This window comes from Faecalimonas umbilicata (genome assembly GCF_042846195.1).
Taxonomy (GTDB): domain Bacteria; phylum Bacillota; class Clostridia; order Lachnospirales; family Lachnospiraceae; genus Faecalimonas; species Faecalimonas umbilicata.
Window position 1 is genome coordinate 436,094 of the sequence record NZ_AP031411.1, and the last position, 15,765, is coordinate 451,858.

The following is a 15,765-nucleotide window of genomic DNA, read 5'->3' on the forward strand; positions in this document are numbered from 1 at the left end:
TTACATACGGAAAATTAAGGAGGTAATAGCATGAATGAAAAGTTGGAGCTGACAGAGGAAGAAGTTAATGTGTACAGTGATGATTGCGGTAAAATACAGGTAGATTGTTTAAATGATTGTATTGATGGAAGCGCATGGCTAAGTATCGAATCCTAAAGAATTTACGATGACATGATGATTAAGGAGATGTAATTGAGGTAACAAGTATCTTTAAAGTAAAAAAATATTATAATTTTATGTAGGCAATAGGAGGAAGTGTACATGAAATTTTCAAAGTTTAATTTGATAATCAAAGAAGGGGATAAAAGAATTTTATTTAATACGCTTTCAGGAGAGTGCTTTAAAATATCTATAGATGTTGCAGAAATGATTGAGAATAATTTACTGGATCAACTCAATAAAGAATTATATGATGATTTTGTGGAAAAAGGAATTATTGTGGATGATCAGGTTGAAGAAAATAGGTATTTCAGTTATATTCAAAACCAAACAAGGTTCAATAATAATGCATTATCATCGACAGTACTGCTAACCTGGGCATGTAATTTAGCATGTATATATTGCTATGAAGGAGCAGGATGTAGAACGATAAGAATGAATAAAGCAACAGCAGATAGATTTATAGGATTTATGATAAACCAAGCAAAGACAAGAAATTCAAAAAGTATGTATATTAATCTGTTTGGTGGAGAGCCATTACTTAACATAGATTGTGGATTTTATATTTTAGATGAGTTAAAGAAATTCTGTGGGGAAAAAAATATAGAGTTTGCATCAGGGATAATAACAAATGGAACTTTATTAACAGCTAAAATAGTAAATCAATTAATAAACTATAATTGCCAACAGATACAAATAACTCTTGATGGTATGCCTGATACGCATAATGCAAGAAGAAAATATAAGGATGGAAAAGGTTCATTTGAACAGATTATTTCGGCGTTAGAATTGCTGAACAATAAAAGTGCTGATATACATACTGTTATAAGAATCAATGTGGATAAGAATAATTTGGATGAAGTGAGTTTGCTTTTGGAGTATCTTGGGAGTAATGGAAAAGGTTTAACAAATTGCAATGTTGACTTTGGAATCGTTAGAGGTTCTACACAAGCATGTTCTGCATATTCGGGGAATTGTTTAAGTGAAAGTATTGTAGGAGAAGTATTGAGTAAACTATGGAGTAAGGCTGAAATGGAAGGGTTTACTTTATATACAAAACCATTTCATAGATGGATTTATTGTGGACTATATGCTGATAGTCAGTTTACAGTTACTCCCAATGGTGAATTATATAAATGTTGGGAACATGCAGGGGATGAGCAACATTTGATGGGGAATATTAATGAGAACGGTAATATTGATAACATAAAGTATTCATATTATGATTGGATGTCTCATAACCCATTAGAGAATGAAGAATGTAAAGAATGTGTATATTTGCCAGCTTGTGGTGGTGGATGCGGGGTCGTTAGCTATAACGAGACTAATAGCTACCATTCGAAAGGGTGCTTTAAAGTAAAAGGCGTACTTGAAAAGCAAGTGTTACGGTATTTTAAGGGGAAAATATAAAATTGGAGGTAATATGTATGGAGGCTTGCACCAAAGGAACAGTAATTTCAACTAATAGATTATGGTGGTTGAAAATTAATAAAAAACCTATTAGAACACATTTATTAGATGGAGCTGATTTTCCTACGGTTATTACTGTGCAATATAGTGTTTCCGGTGTTAATTATAAAAAAAGAAAATTTATTGGCGTAGGTACTAATTGCCCCAAAAAAGGGGAAGAATTGTCAGTATTCTATTTTATGGATAATCCCAAAAAGGCCAGAATAAAATTGTGATTAGTAATCTGAGGGAGAAGTTATGGTAAGCATTTTTAAAATGTGTAGAAAGTATCTGATTAAAAATAAGTATTGCGTGATTTGGTATGGATTTCTGTGTCTAACAAGTAGTATATTTTCTATGATTTCTCCCTACATAAGTGGCAATTTTATTGATTATTTGATAGTGGCTGATGATATCAGTAAAATTTATCAATATTGCTTTGTTTTTTTCGGGCTTTTTGTTATTAATCAGTTGATAGGGTATATTGTTAATAGAGTATACATAAAGATGCAGACTCAAATGGGCTATGAATTGAATAGTGATGTGATACGTCACATACAACGTTTGCCAGTTTCATTCTTAAAAAAGCAGAACATGGCTTATTTAAACCAAAGAGTCAATAATGATTCTAATCAGCTCATCACATTTTGTATCAATATTGTACAGGGGATATTAATAAATAGTTTAAAACTTTTATTTTCCATTTCTCTATTGGTGCAATTTAGTAGCAATATTACATTGTTATTCGTAGCTATAATAGGTGCGTATGCATTGTCGTATAAAATATTAAAGAAAATCCTTTTCGAAGCACAATTTATTTTGACAGAAGCACAAACAAATTATTTTTCGAAATTATTCGAACAATTTGATAATATCCTTTTTGTAAAAATGCAGGCTATATATGAATCTTTTTTAAGTCGGTTAAAGAGAGAGTTTCAAAATATTTTAAAAGTAAGTCTCCAATATCAAAAAATTTCGTATTTATTTTCAAGTTTGGATTCTTTAGTGATGTCCTTAGCTCAAATAGGAATTTTTATAATGGGAGGGGCATTAGTTATTAGAGGTAAACTTAGTGTAGGTCAATTAACAATTATGTTGAGTTACTTTGGGATAATGATGGAAGCTTCGAGATATTTCTTTTCGTTAACAAAGACAATACAGGACAATAAAGTAGCATATACAAGATTAAAGCAGATATTAGATTTAGAGAGTGATGAGAATGCTGGGGTAGAGTTAAAGGATATTGGTCAAATCAGACTGAAGAATATAATGTTTTATTATGGTAAGAAATGTATTTTCCGTGATATTAGTTTAGAATTTAAAAAAGGGAAAATATATTCCATCATCGGAAAAAATGGAATAGGGAAAAGCACATTGGTAGATTTGATTATAGGGTTCTATAATAGAGAATATGAAGGTGAGATATATTATGATGATTTATCATTAGATCAGATTGATGTTTATAAAACGAGAAAAATGTGTTTTGGAATATGCGAGCAAGAGCCAGTGTTATTAGCGGATACAGTAAAATATAATGTATCAATGGATGGTGAGGGTGGCATAGATTTAAAGCGATTATTTTATATAGCAAAAAAGATAAATTTGTATTCATTCATAGAAAGTCTGCCACAGAAATTGGAAAGCACCATTGAAGAAAAAAATTCAAATTTGTCTGGAGGAGAAAAACAAAAGCTTTCTATAATGAGGACATTTTACAAAAATTCACCGGTAATTATTTTAGATGAACCGACATCTGCATTAGATGAAGAGAGTATAAGATGTTTACAAGCCTATTTAAATGAAATAAAAAAAGATAAAATAATTATTTTAATATCGCATAATTCCGATTTTATATCTATATCAGATGAAATAGTAGATTTAGATAAATTAGATATGGACGTATAGTATAAGTTATGAAAGCTAAAACGGTATACTGAAGAGCTGGCATGGTTATTACATGTTATGGCTAATATATTATTTATATAACGAATCGCATACTTATTCAGGAAAGGAGAAATGTTATGGGTAGTGAATACATAGGAAATGGATATGGTCAGTCTAAAGCTGGTGGATGTGTCGGAGGAGTTGGATGTTTAGCCGATGTAGGATGTGGTGGAAATGCCTGCGGAGCGGCAGCATGTGGAGCTAATGTTTGTGGGGTAGATGGTTGCGGAGCAGCAGCATGTGGAATTAATGCTTGCCCACTTAATGGGTGTGTGGGAGATGCATGTGCAGCAAACTTTACGCCATTGCCGGGACCGTTTTCAAATAGTGATAATAAATAAACAGAAAATAAGGATATATTAGCAAAAAGTATGCGACTCGTACTGAGCCTTGAAAGGGTGCAATTATAGCAACCTTTCAAGGCTTATTTTTAGTACAACAAAAAAGATTTTTAAATCCATTTGAAATGGAAGCAGAAAAAACACAGCATTACTTGGAGGTCTCAAAATCCTATACGATAATGATATCGGTTTTGTATGTTTTAGTTATAATTCTATTTCGTAAGCGCAAAAATATTGCTACGTTACTCGTAAATTACGCTTGCACCAAAATGATAGATGCAAGCGTTTTCCTCTATTTTAGTTTTGACAGTTAGCTTTCGCAGGCTCGCTCCATGGGGTGAATATTCTTGCGGCTCGAAATCACGAATTCGGAAATTTGGAAATCAGAGTTCTGGTACTCGGAAATCGCCTTTTTTGTGCTTGATTACGGTTCCATTTCTATGGGAATATTTGTCAAGGCCTTGCCGCATCTGCGGTGCGTAGCAGCCTTTACGAATATTCTTGTAGAAATTATGATTCAGTATGTACAAAAGTGAATCTAAAAAGTGATTTCCATATCGCCGGACAGCTGATGGAAACTTATCGGAATAATCATGGGGCCAGCTGTTCCAGCTGTTCATCTGACATTTTATCGTTTGGTCGTTGTGATAAGATATGTCAGATATTTATAGGTATTTAGATTATTCGCTTTTGCCATTTCAACCATAGTGTACACAATAGCACTGGCAGTGGCTCCTTTTGGACTGGCACTGAACAGCCAGTCCTTCCGGACAACAGTAAATGGTCTGATTGCATTCTCGCTGAGATTGTTAGATAAACTACAATGACCGTCTTCCAGATAGGTCATCAGAGTGTCTTTCCGATTTTGGGCATAGTTCACCGCTTTCGCCAAACGAGCCCCCTTGTTTGGGCGCTGTTGTTCCAGCCAATTCCAGAACGCATCCAATATCGGCTTTTCTTTTTCAAGACGAAACTGTTTCTTCTGCTCCGCAGTATGATTATGATCTGTCAATCCACTTTGACGGCATTCCATGATGAGACGGTATTGTTCTTCTGTAGGTATTCTTTTGCTTCTCATGAGCAGTCCTCCATAAATCGAATCGAGTAAAATGCTCTCACCTATCATTTCTAGCAACAGAAGATGAAGTAAAGTGCTTGGATTTTCTAATGATTATTATGGACTGAATTTTAGGGCAAAGCAATCCGTCGAATTATTTTGCGTTTACTCTATTTCTGAAAAAGATTGAAAATCCGTTAACAATTACTGAATCATAGTAATACCATGGTATACCACGATATATAGTAGTAAAACAATAAATGATAGTAAAACAAGGTGTATTTATGTGTACAATGAATATATGGAGGTGTATACTTGTGAATCGGATTGCTGAATTAAGGAAAAAATTAGGTTTGACGCAGACAAGACTTGGAGAAGAAATAGGAGTTAGCCAGCAGACAATTAGTAAATATGAAAATGGGGATGAGAATATTTCAGGAGATATGCTACTTGCATTATCTAAATTTTTTAGGGTTCCAATTGACTATATATTGAGGAAAGAGGAAGAACAGCAACAGCAGGAGCAAAATGACAGAAAAGAAATTATGGAATTGTACAGGGATATGGATCAATATAACAGAGATACTTGGATTATTATTGGGAAAAGATTATTGGGTGGTCAATTACATAAGTATAATGAAAATTGTATTTTGAGGAAATAGTTTGGGCAGGTAATGAACATATTGTTTATACAATGGAGCGGTGGTCTTAGAGCCACTGCTTTTTTCAATGAAATAATTATGCCAGTTAGGAAATTTCCAACGAGGCAAATAAAATGTTGATTTAAACAGAAAGTCTACACATTTGTTGGCAAATGAAATATGATATTTTTGTTATTATAGTATAAAGAAATTTTTATAAAGTGATAGAATAATCCTAAAATTAATGGAGGTCTAAGAGAAATTATTAAAAATACTATAAAAATATATAATGTAAGGAGAAAATTACTATGGAGAAAAGATTATTTACCTCAGAATCAGTAACAGAAGGACATCCGGACAAAATGTGTGATGCTATATCAGATGCCATATTGGATGCTCTTATGGAGAAAGATCCGATGAGCAGAGTGGCCTGTGAGACTGCAATTACAACTGGTATGGTATTAGTAATGGGAGAAATTACGACTAATGCATATATAGATATGCAGCAGGTGGTAAGAGAAACAATCAAAGAAATTGGTTATGATAATGGAGACTATGGATTTGATGCACATACCTGTGCCGTCTTAACAGCAATTGATGAGCAGTCAGCAGATATTGCTTTGGGTGTAGATAAGGCATTGGAAGCAAAAGAACACAAAATGTCAGAAGAAGAACTTGATGCAATTGGTGCTGGGGATCAGGGTATGATGTTTGGTTATGCATGTGATGAAACGAACGAATTTATGCCATATCCAATCTCACTGGCACATAAATTGACTCGTCAGCTTACTCAAGTCCGTAAAGATGGTATATTGAAATATTTAAGACCGGACGGTAAGAGCCAGGTTACCGTAGAATATGACGAAGCAGGTATTCCGCACCGGCTGGATGCAGTGGTTCTGTCAACACAGCACGATCCAGATGTGACACAGGAGCAGATCCACGAAGATATAAAAAAATATGTATTGAAACCGATTATTCCAACAGAGCTGGTAGATAAGAATACAAAATTTTTCATCAATCCAACAGGACGTTTTGTCATCGGCGGACCTCACGGAGATAGTGGAGTAACAGGACGTAAGATTATTGTAGATACCTATGGTGGTATGGCATGCCATGGCGGCGGCGCTTTTTCCGGTAAGGATTGTACAAAAGTAGACCGTTCTGCAGCTTATGCAGCTCGTTATGTGGCAAAAAATATTGTGGCAGCAGGTCTTGCAAAAAAATGTGAAATTCAGCTGTCTTACGCAATTGGCGTGGCTCATCCGACCTCTATTATGGTAGACACCTTTGGAACTGGGAAAATTTCAGATGAGAGTCTGGTGGAGATGATAAGAAAAGAATTCGATTTGCGACCAGCAGGAATCATTCAGATGTTGGATCTTCGCCGACCAATCTATAAGCAGACAGCAGCCTATGGACACTTTGGAAGAAATGATCTCAACCTTCCATGGGAGCGCTTAGACAAGGTAGAAGAACTGAAAAAATATTTGAAATAATTTACGTAGGGGGAAGCGTATGAGAAGATACAAAAAGCAAATCTCAAGAATTGTAACGATTGCGATGCTGTTTGCATTTCTGGTAGGAAATTCTAATATGGTACATGCTATGGAAACAACACAAATAAGATATGCGAGTAAATATATCACAGTGAAAGGGAATAAGATGCATCTTGCTTTGTATGGAAAATTGGATGCAAGTGGAGAAAAGTTTGCAGATGAAGGAAAAACTACATTGGTGATGCTGCCGGCTCTGGGCGTTCCATCACCCCATATCTACTTTAAACCTCTGGCAGAATCTTTGGATGAGAGTTTTAATGTAGTGATTGTGGAGCCATTTGGATATGGACTTAGTGATGGTGCATTGACAGATCGAACGGTAGATAATATCAACAGCGAAGTGAATGTTGCACTGGACACCATGGGAATTGAGCAGTGTGTATTGCTGGTACATTCGATTTCTGGAGTATATGGACTCAATTTTGTACAGAATTATCCGGAAAAAGTAAAAGGTTTCATTGCTGTTGATAATACGGTATATGATGAAGAGCTGGCAGAGGCTATGGAAATGGAAAAGAAATATATGCTGCAGGGAATTGATGAATTTCAGAAAATTAAGAATTCTTTTTCTTCTTTGGAAGAATTCCAGACTGCATTGAAAACAGATCCGGATAAATATGGGGCAGTATTACCACAGGTTTCCGGGTACACTTATACGGAAAGTGATAGGGAGGAATACATTCAGGCATATTCTTTGAGCAACAATGATACGATTAGAAGTGAAGTAAATGGGATGGACAAATCATTACTTTCTATAAAGAATAAAAAATTTCCATCGGCACTTCCTGTATTAACCATGATTTCTTCAGAGAATGTACAAAATGTTCCAGCCTGGGAGACTGCTCATAGAAATCAACTGGATTTAGAATCTGGTAATCACCAGCTATATATTGTAAATGGGGGGCATTATATCTGGTATACCAATTTAACGCAGGTTGTGCAGCTTATCAATGAATGGAGAATGGAAAATGATTTTTAAAAGGAATCTGTGTGAAAAGATTTCCACATAAAAGAAACAGAAGGGAAGTGTAGCTTGGGGAAAGTAACTATTTCAACTGTACTGGGATACAAAGAATATGTAGCGGAAAATATAAAAAGCATCTTGGGAGAGCATGAAGAAAACTCCGATTTTAGGATTTATCCGGATTATCATAAAATTTTTAGAGGACAGACGGAGATTGTCTTAACGAAAATAGAGTATGAATTGTTTATGCTTTTGGCAGGAAGGCCGGGTGTGATTTTTACCAAAGAAAAAATTTTTGAAATTCTTTATAACGAAGAATTGCCGGAAAGCATTGATAATATTGTGTATTGTCTGGTATCCAGTATGAGAAAGAAAATTGAACCGGAGCTAAAGCAATGCCGCTATATTAAAACGGTGAGAGGTGTAGGATATAAGTTTGAAGGAAAAAAGATAGACATCTTTCCGGAATAGTTGATATGAAGACAGAGGAAATTTTATTAAGCCTCTGTCTTTTTTGTTGCTTTTTTATGGCATCTTGCGTACAGAAGTAGTAAAAGCCATCTCTCAAAAAGTATGCTTTTTGGAATATGCCAAATAAAAGCTGTTTTTCGTTTCAAAAAGTATGCATTTCTTGTTTTGGGATATTCCAAAAAAATGTGGACTTTCTGGAACAGATAGCAGAAGGATGTGGATAGATTATGGCAGTATATGGATATCACCGCACCAGTACGAAAGAGCAGCACCTGGATCGAGGTATTATTGAGATCCAGAATTTCTGCCGGGAACATCATCTGGAGTTGATTGATATTTTTACGGATCAGATGACCGGGAAAAAGTTTGATCGGCCGGAGTATCAATTCTTAAAGAAACGAATCTGTCTCGGGGATATGCTGATTATTACAGAACTGGATCGACTGGGAAGAAACAAGCTGGGAATTTTGAAAGAGCTTCGTTATTTTCAGGAAAAAGGAGTGCGAGTCATGGTATTGGAACTTCCGACCACCCTGATTGACCTGTCCAAGTTCAGTAACGAACTGGCACGTATGATGATTGAAACCATCAACAACATGATGATCGAGCTGTATGTTTCTATGGCGGATGCAGAAATGAAGAAGAAAGAAAAACGTCAGCGGGAAGGATACGAAACAAAGCATATGCGGGGAGAGTGGGATGAGATTGGGAGGCCGGCTGTGATGGGGTGGGAATTATTTTATCAATATTTTGAAAAGGTTGTTGCCGGAGAGATCACCCCTACGGAGCTTCGGAGAGAACTGAACATGACGCACTCTACTTTTTACAGGTACCGGAACATGTATTATAAGAAATATGTGAAAAAATTTCAATCTGAGGATTAACAGGACTATTACATATATAGAAGAATATTTTTAGGAGGAAATTAAAATGAGTGAAAAAAGAGTTGGCAATTTGTTTTATGATGCAGAGATAGGGCGCTATGATATTAGGTTTGATACAAATTCTTTCTATGAAGGACTACATTGTGGAGAATGCTTTGATGTTAGAATAGAAAATTCATGGATTTCTGTAAGAATAGAAATGGACGACGATGGCTGGTATCTGGTAGGGCTTCCCGGAATAAAACTGGATGGCCTTACTGTACGGATGTAAAAAAGAAAGTATGAATAAGTATTTTTCAACGGTTGAAAAATGGAGCGATACAGAAATAAAACAAAGAGCAGGTATTCTTGCAAGTAAATTGATGAAAATATATCCATATTTTGATGAAACAATCAATAGTAGTGATTTGTCAAGTGTAACTGGAACAAAACCTTATTCGTTAGTAGTTCTTGGACAAGAATTTAATGTAAAGACATGGGCAGATGTTTTAATGTATACATTGAAAGTTGTATCTGATTTAGCCCCGGATAAGCTTGAAAACATAGAAACGGATTATCCATCGCTCGTTGGAAAAAATGCAAAAATTTTTAGAAGACCTAAAGAGTTGTGCAATGAATATTATTATGAATCAAATTTAAGTGCAAGTCATATATACAATTTCTGCAAACAGTTAGTCAATGTAATGGAGCTGTCAGAAGATGAGTGGAAAACAGAAGTAACAAATTAGAACAGAATGTTGATAGCTCAAAGAAACATTGACATAGGTATATTTTATATTATTTTATGCGATTAAATGAAATATTTTGGAATAGACAATAAAATATTGACACCATATACGATACCAAATATAATATAGATAGGAAGTATAAAAAATGTCAAAGTGGGATAAACTGATAGCACGTATATGTAATTTATCAAAAGACCTCCGATTTGATGAGTTACGAAAGGTATTGGAAAGCTACGGATACGAAATGAATGCACCAAGAAGTGGAAGCAGTCATTACACTTTTAGAAAGCAAGGGTGTATGCCGATTACAGTACCAAAGCACGAACCAATCAAGAAGGTGTATGTAGAAATGGTAAGGCAGATTGTAGAAAGTGAGGCGAAGAATGATGAAGACGCTGAATGATTATATGGCAATGTCCTATCGTATGGAAATTGTGGAAGACAAAGATGAAGGCGGATTTGTAGTTTCTTATCCGGATTTGCCTGGATGCATTACTTGTGGTGAGACAGTGGAGAGGGCGGTAGCAAATGCACTGGATGCAAAAAAAGCATGGATTGAAGCTGCATTGGAAAATGGTTTAGAGATTCATAAACCAGACAGTCTGGAAGATTATTCTGGACAGTTTAAATTAAGAATTCCACGAAGCCTACACAGATCACTGGCAGAGCATTCTCAGAGAGAGGGAATCAGCATGAATCAATACTGTGTGTATCTACTTTCCAGAAATGATGCGGTGTTTTCAAAATAAATGTTGTCAAGTTTATTTACAGCATTTATAATGCTCTGACAACAAATTGGCAACAGAAAATCAGCGAGCCAAAATAATATATGTAACAGAAATAAAATAACGGCAAAAAAGACATAAAACTTAAACAAATATATTAAAGAATATTTTTGAATTTGCCGAGTTCGAATAAGATTAGGCGTTGTCAGATTCGAATAACAGACAGAAAACCTCGGATGCCCATTTTATAAGGGTTTCCGAGGTTTTTTTATGCCTGTTGGATCTATTTCTTTTGACGGAGTATTTTTTATGCGTTAATACCGAAAAACTTCTCCATATCCTCTTCCACAGTGCCAATTCCTGCAATGCCGAAGTTCTCGATCAAGACCTTTGCAACATTCGGGCTGAGAAATGCCGGAAGTGTAGGGCCAAGGTGGATATTCTTCACACCAAGATATAAAAGAGCCAGAAGAACGATAACTGCTTTTTGCTCGTACCATGCGATATTATAGATAATTGGCAGATCGTTAATATCGTCAAGCCCAAAGACCTCTTTGAGTTTCAAGGCGATTACAGCAAGGGAATAGGAATCATTGCATTGACCTGCATCCAGAACACGTGGGATGCCATTGATATCGCCTAAAGGCAACTTGTTATATTTATATTTTGCACAACCGGCAGTAAGGATGACAGTGTCCTTCGGCAGAGCCTTAGCAAATTCTGTATAGTAGTCGCGGCTCTTTGCTCGACCATCACAGCCCGCCATAACCAGAAACTTTTTGATAGCACCGCTTTTTACAGCTTCTACAACTTTATCTGCCAAAGCCAGAACCTGTGCATGGGCAAATCCGCCGATGATTTCACCGGTTTCGATTTCACTCGGAGCGACACATTTTTTTGCATGCTCAATAATCGCAGAAAAATTTTTTTGTTCGCCAATTTCTCCCGGAATATGTGTACATCCCGGATATCCCGCAGCGCCGGTAGTGTAAAGCCTGTTTTTGTAACTATCCTTAGGAGGAACAATGCAGTTGGTTGTCATTAGAATAGGACCGTTAAAGGATTCAAATTCTTCTTTTTGTTTCCACCAAGCATTCCCATAATTACCAACAAAGTTAGGATATTTTTTGAAAGCGGGATAATAATGAGCTGGCAACATCTCGGAATGCGTATACACATCCACTCCAGTTCCCTGTGTCTGTTCTAACAGCATTTCCAAATCGCGCAGGTCGTGGCCGGATACCAGAATGCCGGGGTTCTTTCTGACACCGATATTTACCTTTGTAATTTCGGGGGTTCCATAGCTGTCTGTGTTAGCCTTATCCAGCATTGCCATACCGGATACTCCGTATTTTCCTGTTTCCATTGTTAGAGCAATCAGATCTTCTACACTAAGGTTGTCATTCAGCGTGGCAGCCAGTGCTTTCTGAAGAAATGTGTCAACTTCATCGTTGTCCTTCAACAGCACATTTGCGTGCTTCGAGTAAGCGGAAAGTCCCTTCAAACCGTAGGTGATTAACTCGCGCAGAGAGCGAATATCCTCGTTTTCGGTAGAAAGAACACCGACAGTTCTGGCTTTTTCTTCCCAGTTTTCAGATCCGTTCCACTTTGCGGCTTCAGGCAGAACAGTCAGATTGGTAACTTGCTTTAGCAGAACTTCCTTTTCGGTCAGTGTAGCACGGATTCTTGATTCAATGCTCTCTTTATCAAAATTTGCGTTGGTAATGGTAGTGAACAGATTCAGAGTAATCAAGTGATTGATTTTGGCAGATACCTGCTTACCTTCCTGACGCAATGCAGTCGTAATAGCCGAAATTCCTTTTGTGACATAGACCAACAGATCCTGCATGGCCGCTACATCAGGTTTCTTTCCGCATACGCCGGACATGGTGCAGCCCTTGCACCCGGCGGTTTCCTGACACTGATAGCAAAACATTTTTTGTTCCATAATATGCCTCCTAAAAACTATTAAAATTTGAAATAATGTGGTTTCTTCTCAATCAAAAAAGCATATAGACGCGTTTGAATTAATCTTCCCAGGCGATTGCAGACACAGGACACGAGTCGATGGCCTCCTGTACAGCACCTTGATTTTCAGCGTTTGCTGGTTGATACGCTTCCGCCTTTCCCTGCTCGTTCATACGGAAAACCTCGTCGCAGATCCACAGCAAAGCCCACAGCCAATGCAGAGATCCTTATCTACTTTTGTTGCTTTCATAAAATCACCTTCCTTTGTCAATTTTGCGTTTGATTAAAATACAACTACTAAAAGCATCTTGAACGCTTCCTGCCCATATACCGCATGGGGATGGCCTGCTGGCATGACAATAGATTCTCCTTCGTGCAGCAGATATTCAACGCCATCAATCGTGATTTTTCCGATACCATCCAAGCAGGTGACGAAGGCGTCCCCACCCGATTCATGGGTGCTGATCTCTTCGCCCTTTGCGAATGAGAACAGGGTAATACTTACTGCCTGGTTTTGTGTCAAAGTTTTGCTGACAACCTGCCCCTCCTGATAAGAAATTTGTTCTCTCAGCATCAGTACTTCTGATTGAGCAATGTTTTTCATTTTTTTACTCATAGTATCTCTCCTTTTATTCCAAAATTTTACCACCCAACGAAATCGTAACAATCTGCCAAGGAATGAATTTTCCGCTTGCCTGCAACGCTTTTTTGGCAGCTAATTCCAGTCCGCCGCAGCAGGGAACTTCCATGCGTACAACCGTCACACTTTGAATGTTGTTGTTTTGAATGATCTGCGTCAGCTTTTCGCTGTAGTCTATGCTGTCAAGCTTTGGACAGCCGATAATCGTAATTTTCCCACGCATGAAATCCTCGTGCATTCTGGCATAGGCGTATGCACTGCAATCCGCTGCAATTAACAATTTTGCGCCGTCAAAATATGGTGCATTAGTCGGTACTAGTTTGATTTGGCATGGCCATTGTCCCAACTGTGATTCTGTCTGTACCCGGGCAGAAGGAGTTGTTTCTTGTGAATGTTGAATACGCTGCATTCGACTGCCGGGGCAGCCTGTATGGGGAACAGCGGCATGATTGCTTTTCGCTTTTTTTCTCATATTTTCCTGCACAGCTTTTTCATCATAGGCGGCAGCTTCTCTCTCCACAAAGGAAATTGCACCTGTCGGGCAGGTTGGCAGACAATCTCCCAAACCATCACAATAATCATCTCGCAGAAGTGTTGCTTTGCCGTTTACCATGCCGATTGCACCCTCGTGACAAGCTTCGGCACACGCACCACATCCGTTACATTTTTCTTCATCTATTTGGATAATTCTTCGAATCATTTTATACCATCCTTTCTCTTGTCTTTCTGGGCATAGTATATTATAATTAAAAATAAAAATCTGTTGTTATAACAACGAAAGGGTAAAAAATATGAAATTATCCGATATGCAGCTATTCCGTGGGTTAGAAGAAGATGACATCTCCTCGCTTTTAAGCTGTTTGAATAGTGTAAAACGCAATTATAAAAAAGGAGAAGTAATTCTTTCAGAAGGGAGTATTATAGAGAATATCGGCATTGTACTGTCAGGCATGGCAATGATATCTTGTAACGATATTTGGGGGAATACCAGCATTTTAGGAAGTGTTGCACCTGGTTCTGTATTTGCTGAGGTATATGCCTGTATTCCGGGACAGCCGATGCTGGTTACAGTGTCTGCCGTGGAAGATACCTCTGTGTTGTTTATGAATGTGGGACGTGTTCTGACTACCTGCACAAACGCCTGCCCTTTTCATACAAACCTTGCACGAAATCTACTGACTGTCTGTGCTCATAAAAGTCTGCAACTTTCACAAAGGATTTTGCACACCAGTTCCAAATCCATACGAGGCCGATTGATGTCTTATTTTTCAGAATGCGCAAAACATGCCGGAAGCAATTCTTTTCTGATTCCATATAACCGCCAGCAATTAGCAGATTACTTGAATGTTGACCGCAGTACTATGTGCAACGAGCTTTCTAAAATGCAGAAAGATGGCATGATTGAATATAAAAAAAATCGTATTTTGCTCAAAGACTGAGATTTAAGGAATGGTATGAATTTGAATAGGGATTGATTTTTTAAGCAAAATCGCTTATGATCTGAAATAGAATATAGTGCTATTATCCACAGTTACAGAGCAAGTGTTATCAACACCGATAACAAAATGATAACATTAGCCTGTATAGGCAGGATAATATGGATAAATCAAATAATCAAAAGAACTGTAAACACGACAGAGAATAATCTCTAAACAAAATTGATTAGTAATTGTCGAATTTGAATAATAAACCAAACCCCAGAGTGCCCTATTTTTTTATTCCGTGATGTTAAAACTCAGAAATTTCCGCTTTTTCCGCATAATTTCTTATATTTCGGTATGGTTGTATTGGCCATAAAATCATCCAATTTTTCTATGCTGCCATTAACCATCTCGCACGTACTGATCGCATCCGAAAAAACAGCTAGAACAAAATCCTTCATATCCGGATCCGGCCTGAAGGTAGAAATAATATGAATGATTGAATCGCCAAAAGCTATCAAATCAAGATATGCTGATATAGGATATCCGTACAACTCTTCACTATCTATATTAATTCCATATTTGGAGAAAATATTTTGGTTGTTCTTTTTTATATGTTCGTTTCCATCATCTATTGATTTTTTGAGAAGATACTGGCTTGCTTTTGATAGTGGAGAGCCAGGAACCATATCAACAAAGATATCGTTAGGAATAATAGAATTTGTTTTTCTCTCTTTTTCGTATTCTTCCTGCCTAATCATCACTTCTGTTTTATCGGCAAGAGCCTTATCGGAATCCGGATACAAGTGAGAAT

At 37.0% G+C, this 15,765-nt stretch carries 20 protein-coding genes and 1 pseudogene; 15 read left to right on the forward strand and 6 right to left on the reverse strand.

Annotated features, from left to right (window positions below; all coding sequences use genetic code 11):
* Positions 1-30: 30 nt before the first annotated feature.
* The 5 genes from ACGG81_RS02165 (at position 31) to ACGG81_RS02185 (ending at position 3,893) form a co-directional block, all read left to right on the forward strand.
* Positions 31-156, forward strand: coding sequence for a hypothetical protein (locus tag ACGG81_RS02165; RefSeq protein ID WP_004223787.1), 126 nt, complete (start codon positions 31-33; stop codon positions 154-156).
* A gap of 105 nt (positions 157-261) precedes the next feature.
* On the forward strand, positions 262-1,569 hold the full coding sequence (locus tag ACGG81_RS02170) for a Cys-every-fifth radical SAM/SPASM peptide maturase CefB (RefSeq protein WP_117457415.1): 1,308 nt from the start codon (positions 262-264) through the stop codon (positions 1,567-1,569).
* A 17-nt stretch (positions 1,570-1,586) separates the two neighbouring features.
* Positions 1,587-1,844 (forward strand): sugar ABC transporter permease, encoded by a 258-nt coding sequence (locus tag ACGG81_RS02175; RefSeq protein ID WP_390109311.1) that lies wholly within the window; start codon positions 1,587-1,589, stop codon positions 1,842-1,844.
* 22 nt (positions 1,845-1,866) lie between these two features.
* A complete protein-coding gene (locus ACGG81_RS02180; RefSeq protein ID WP_117457417.1) occupies positions 1,867-3,513 on the forward strand; it encodes an ABC transporter ATP-binding protein in 1,647 nt (548 codons plus the stop codon).
* Between the two features lie 116 nt (positions 3,514-3,629).
* Positions 3,630-3,893: a Cys-every-fifth RiPP peptide CefA gene (locus tag ACGG81_RS02185; RefSeq protein WP_390109313.1), complete on the forward strand. Its 264-nt coding sequence runs from the start codon at positions 3,630-3,632 to the stop codon at positions 3,891-3,893.
* A gap of 591 nt (positions 3,894-4,484) precedes the next feature.
* Here ACGG81_RS02185 and ACGG81_RS02190 read toward each other — a convergent pair.
* A pseudogene (locus ACGG81_RS02190) lies at positions 4,485-4,893 on the reverse strand (transposase); the annotation flags it as partial.
* A gap of 374 nt (positions 4,894-5,267) precedes the next feature.
* On the opposite strand from ACGG81_RS02190, the gene ACGG81_RS02195 reads away from it, so the two are divergent.
* The 9 genes from ACGG81_RS02195 to ACGG81_RS02235 all read left to right on the forward strand — a co-directional run bounded on the left by ACGG81_RS02195 (position 5,268) and on the right by ACGG81_RS02235 (position 10,946).
* Positions 5,268-5,612 carry a helix-turn-helix domain-containing protein gene (locus ACGG81_RS02195; protein WP_270499947.1) on the forward strand — a complete coding sequence of 115 codons (345 nt, stop codon included), beginning with the start codon at positions 5,268-5,270 and terminating at the stop codon, positions 5,610-5,612.
* Positions 5,613-5,899: 287 nt separating this feature from the next.
* A complete protein-coding gene (gene metK / locus ACGG81_RS02200) occupies positions 5,900-7,090 on the forward strand; it encodes a methionine adenosyltransferase (RefSeq protein ID WP_117457419.1) in 1,191 nt (396 codons plus the stop codon).
* A 19-nt stretch (positions 7,091-7,109) separates the two neighbouring features.
* Positions 7,110-8,129: an alpha/beta fold hydrolase gene (locus ACGG81_RS02205; protein ID WP_390109317.1), complete on the forward strand. Its 1,020-nt coding sequence runs from the start codon at positions 7,110-7,112 to the stop codon at positions 8,127-8,129.
* Between the two features lie 54 nt (positions 8,130-8,183).
* The gene (locus ACGG81_RS02210; protein WP_390109320.1) at positions 8,184-8,585 is read left to right on the forward strand and encodes a winged helix-turn-helix domain-containing protein; all 402 of its coding nucleotides are present in this window, start codon (positions 8,184-8,186) and stop codon (positions 8,583-8,585) included.
* A 227-nt stretch (positions 8,586-8,812) separates the two neighbouring features.
* Positions 8,813-9,469 carry a recombinase family protein gene (locus ACGG81_RS02215; protein ID WP_390109322.1) on the forward strand — a complete coding sequence of 219 codons (657 nt, stop codon included), beginning with the start codon at positions 8,813-8,815 and terminating at the stop codon, positions 9,467-9,469.
* 46 nt (positions 9,470-9,515) lie between these two features.
* A complete protein-coding gene (locus tag ACGG81_RS02220; protein WP_390109325.1) occupies positions 9,516-9,740 on the forward strand; it encodes a DUF5348 domain-containing protein in 225 nt (74 codons plus the stop codon).
* 10 nt (positions 9,741-9,750) lie between these two features.
* Entirely contained in the window at positions 9,751-10,197 is a 447-nt protein-coding gene (locus ACGG81_RS02225; protein WP_390109327.1) for a hypothetical protein, read from the forward strand.
* A gap of 145 nt (positions 10,198-10,342) precedes the next feature.
* On the forward strand, positions 10,343-10,600 hold the full coding sequence (locus ACGG81_RS02230; RefSeq protein ID WP_320853108.1) for a type II toxin-antitoxin system HicA family toxin: 258 nt from the start codon (positions 10,343-10,345) through the stop codon (positions 10,598-10,600).
* Positions 10,584-10,946 (forward strand): type II toxin-antitoxin system HicB family antitoxin, encoded by a 363-nt coding sequence (locus ACGG81_RS02235; protein ID WP_390110327.1) that lies wholly within the window; start codon positions 10,584-10,586, stop codon positions 10,944-10,946. The genes ACGG81_RS02230 and ACGG81_RS02235 overlap by 17 nt, the downstream gene beginning before the upstream one ends.
* Positions 10,947-11,229: 283 nt before the next feature.
* Here ACGG81_RS02235 and hcp read toward each other — a convergent pair whose 3' ends face one another.
* The 4 genes from hcp to ACGG81_RS02255 all read right to left on the reverse strand — a co-directional run bounded on the left by hcp (position 11,230) and on the right by ACGG81_RS02255 (position 14,230).
* Complete coding sequence (gene hcp, locus ACGG81_RS02240) at positions 11,230-12,870, reverse strand: hydroxylamine reductase (protein WP_390109330.1); 1,641 nt, start codon at positions 12,868-12,870, stop codon at positions 11,230-11,232.
* Between the two features lie 79 nt (positions 12,871-12,949).
* On the reverse strand, positions 12,950-13,063 hold the full coding sequence (locus tag ACGG81_RS02245) for a 4Fe-4S domain-containing protein (protein WP_004842264.1): 114 nt from the start codon (positions 13,061-13,063) through the stop codon (positions 12,950-12,952).
* Positions 13,064-13,173: 110 nt separating this feature from the next.
* Complete coding sequence (locus tag ACGG81_RS02250) at positions 13,174-13,506, reverse strand: cupin domain-containing protein (protein ID WP_016439650.1); 333 nt, start codon at positions 13,504-13,506, stop codon at positions 13,174-13,176.
* A gap of 13 nt (positions 13,507-13,519) precedes the next feature.
* Entirely contained in the window at positions 13,520-14,230 is a 711-nt protein-coding gene (locus tag ACGG81_RS02255) for an ATP-binding protein (protein WP_004842261.1), read from the reverse strand.
* A gap of 91 nt (positions 14,231-14,321) precedes the next feature.
* On the opposite strand from ACGG81_RS02255, the gene ACGG81_RS02260 reads away from it, so the two are divergent.
* Positions 14,322-14,969, forward strand: coding sequence for a Crp/Fnr family transcriptional regulator (locus ACGG81_RS02260; RefSeq protein ID WP_016439651.1), 648 nt, complete (start codon positions 14,322-14,324; stop codon positions 14,967-14,969).
* Between the two features lie 296 nt (positions 14,970-15,265).
* On the opposite strand, the gene ACGG81_RS02265 is transcribed toward ACGG81_RS02260, so the two are convergent.
* Positions 15,266-15,757 (reverse strand): hypothetical protein, encoded by a 492-nt coding sequence (locus tag ACGG81_RS02265; RefSeq protein WP_016439652.1) that lies wholly within the window; start codon positions 15,755-15,757, stop codon positions 15,266-15,268.
* Between the last annotated feature and the right edge of the window lie 8 nt (positions 15,758-15,765).

What these genes read in the sequence shown, in the direction of transcription:
- ACGG81_RS02165 (WP_004223787.1), top strand. Translation starts at nt 31, where the DNA reads ATGAATGAAAAGTTGGAGCTGACAGAGGAAGAAGTTAATGTGTACAGT.
- ACGG81_RS02170 (WP_117457415.1), top strand. Translation starts at nt 262, where the DNA reads ATGAAATTTTCAAAGTTTAATTTGATAATCAAAGAAGGGGATAAAAGA.
- ACGG81_RS02175 (WP_390109311.1), top strand. Translation starts at nt 1,587, where the DNA reads ATGGAGGCTTGCACCAAAGGAACAGTAATTTCAACTAATAGATTATGG.
- ACGG81_RS02180 (WP_117457417.1), top strand. Translation starts at nt 1,867, where the DNA reads ATGGTAAGCATTTTTAAAATGTGTAGAAAGTATCTGATTAAAAATAAG.
- ACGG81_RS02185 (WP_390109313.1), top strand. Translation starts at nt 3,630, where the DNA reads ATGGGTAGTGAATACATAGGAAATGGATATGGTCAGTCTAAAGCTGGT.
- metK (WP_117457419.1), top strand. Translation starts at nt 5,900, where the DNA reads ATGGAGAAAAGATTATTTACCTCAGAATCAGTAACAGAAGGACATCCG.
- ACGG81_RS02205 (WP_390109317.1), top strand. Translation starts at nt 7,110, where the DNA reads ATGAGAAGATACAAAAAGCAAATCTCAAGAATTGTAACGATTGCGATG.
- ACGG81_RS02215 (WP_390109322.1), top strand. Translation starts at nt 8,813, where the DNA reads ATGGCAGTATATGGATATCACCGCACCAGTACGAAAGAGCAGCACCTG.
- ACGG81_RS02220 (WP_390109325.1), top strand. Translation starts at nt 9,516, where the DNA reads ATGAGTGAAAAAAGAGTTGGCAATTTGTTTTATGATGCAGAGATAGGG.
- ACGG81_RS02225 (WP_390109327.1), top strand. Translation starts at nt 9,751, where the DNA reads ATGAATAAGTATTTTTCAACGGTTGAAAAATGGAGCGATACAGAAATA.
- ACGG81_RS02230 (WP_320853108.1), top strand. Translation starts at nt 10,343, where the DNA reads ATGTCAAAGTGGGATAAACTGATAGCACGTATATGTAATTTATCAAAA.
- ACGG81_RS02235 (WP_390110327.1), top strand. Translation starts at nt 10,584, where the DNA reads ATGAAGACGCTGAATGATTATATGGCAATGTCCTATCGTATGGAAATT.
- hcp (WP_390109330.1), bottom strand. Translation starts at nt 12,870, where the DNA reads ATGGAACAAAAAATGTTTTGCTATCAGTGTCAGGAAACCGCCGGGTGC.
- ACGG81_RS02245 (WP_004842264.1), bottom strand. Translation starts at nt 13,063, where the DNA reads ATGAACGAGCAGGGAAAGGCGGAAGCGTATCAACCAGCAAACGCTGAA.
- ACGG81_RS02250 (WP_016439650.1), bottom strand. Translation starts at nt 13,506, where the DNA reads ATGAGTAAAAAAATGAAAAACATTGCTCAATCAGAAGTACTGATGCTG.
- ACGG81_RS02255 (WP_004842261.1), bottom strand. Translation starts at nt 14,230, where the DNA reads ATGATTCGAAGAATTATCCAAATAGATGAAGAAAAATGTAACGGATGT.
- ACGG81_RS02260 (WP_016439651.1), top strand. Translation starts at nt 14,322, where the DNA reads ATGAAATTATCCGATATGCAGCTATTCCGTGGGTTAGAAGAAGATGAC.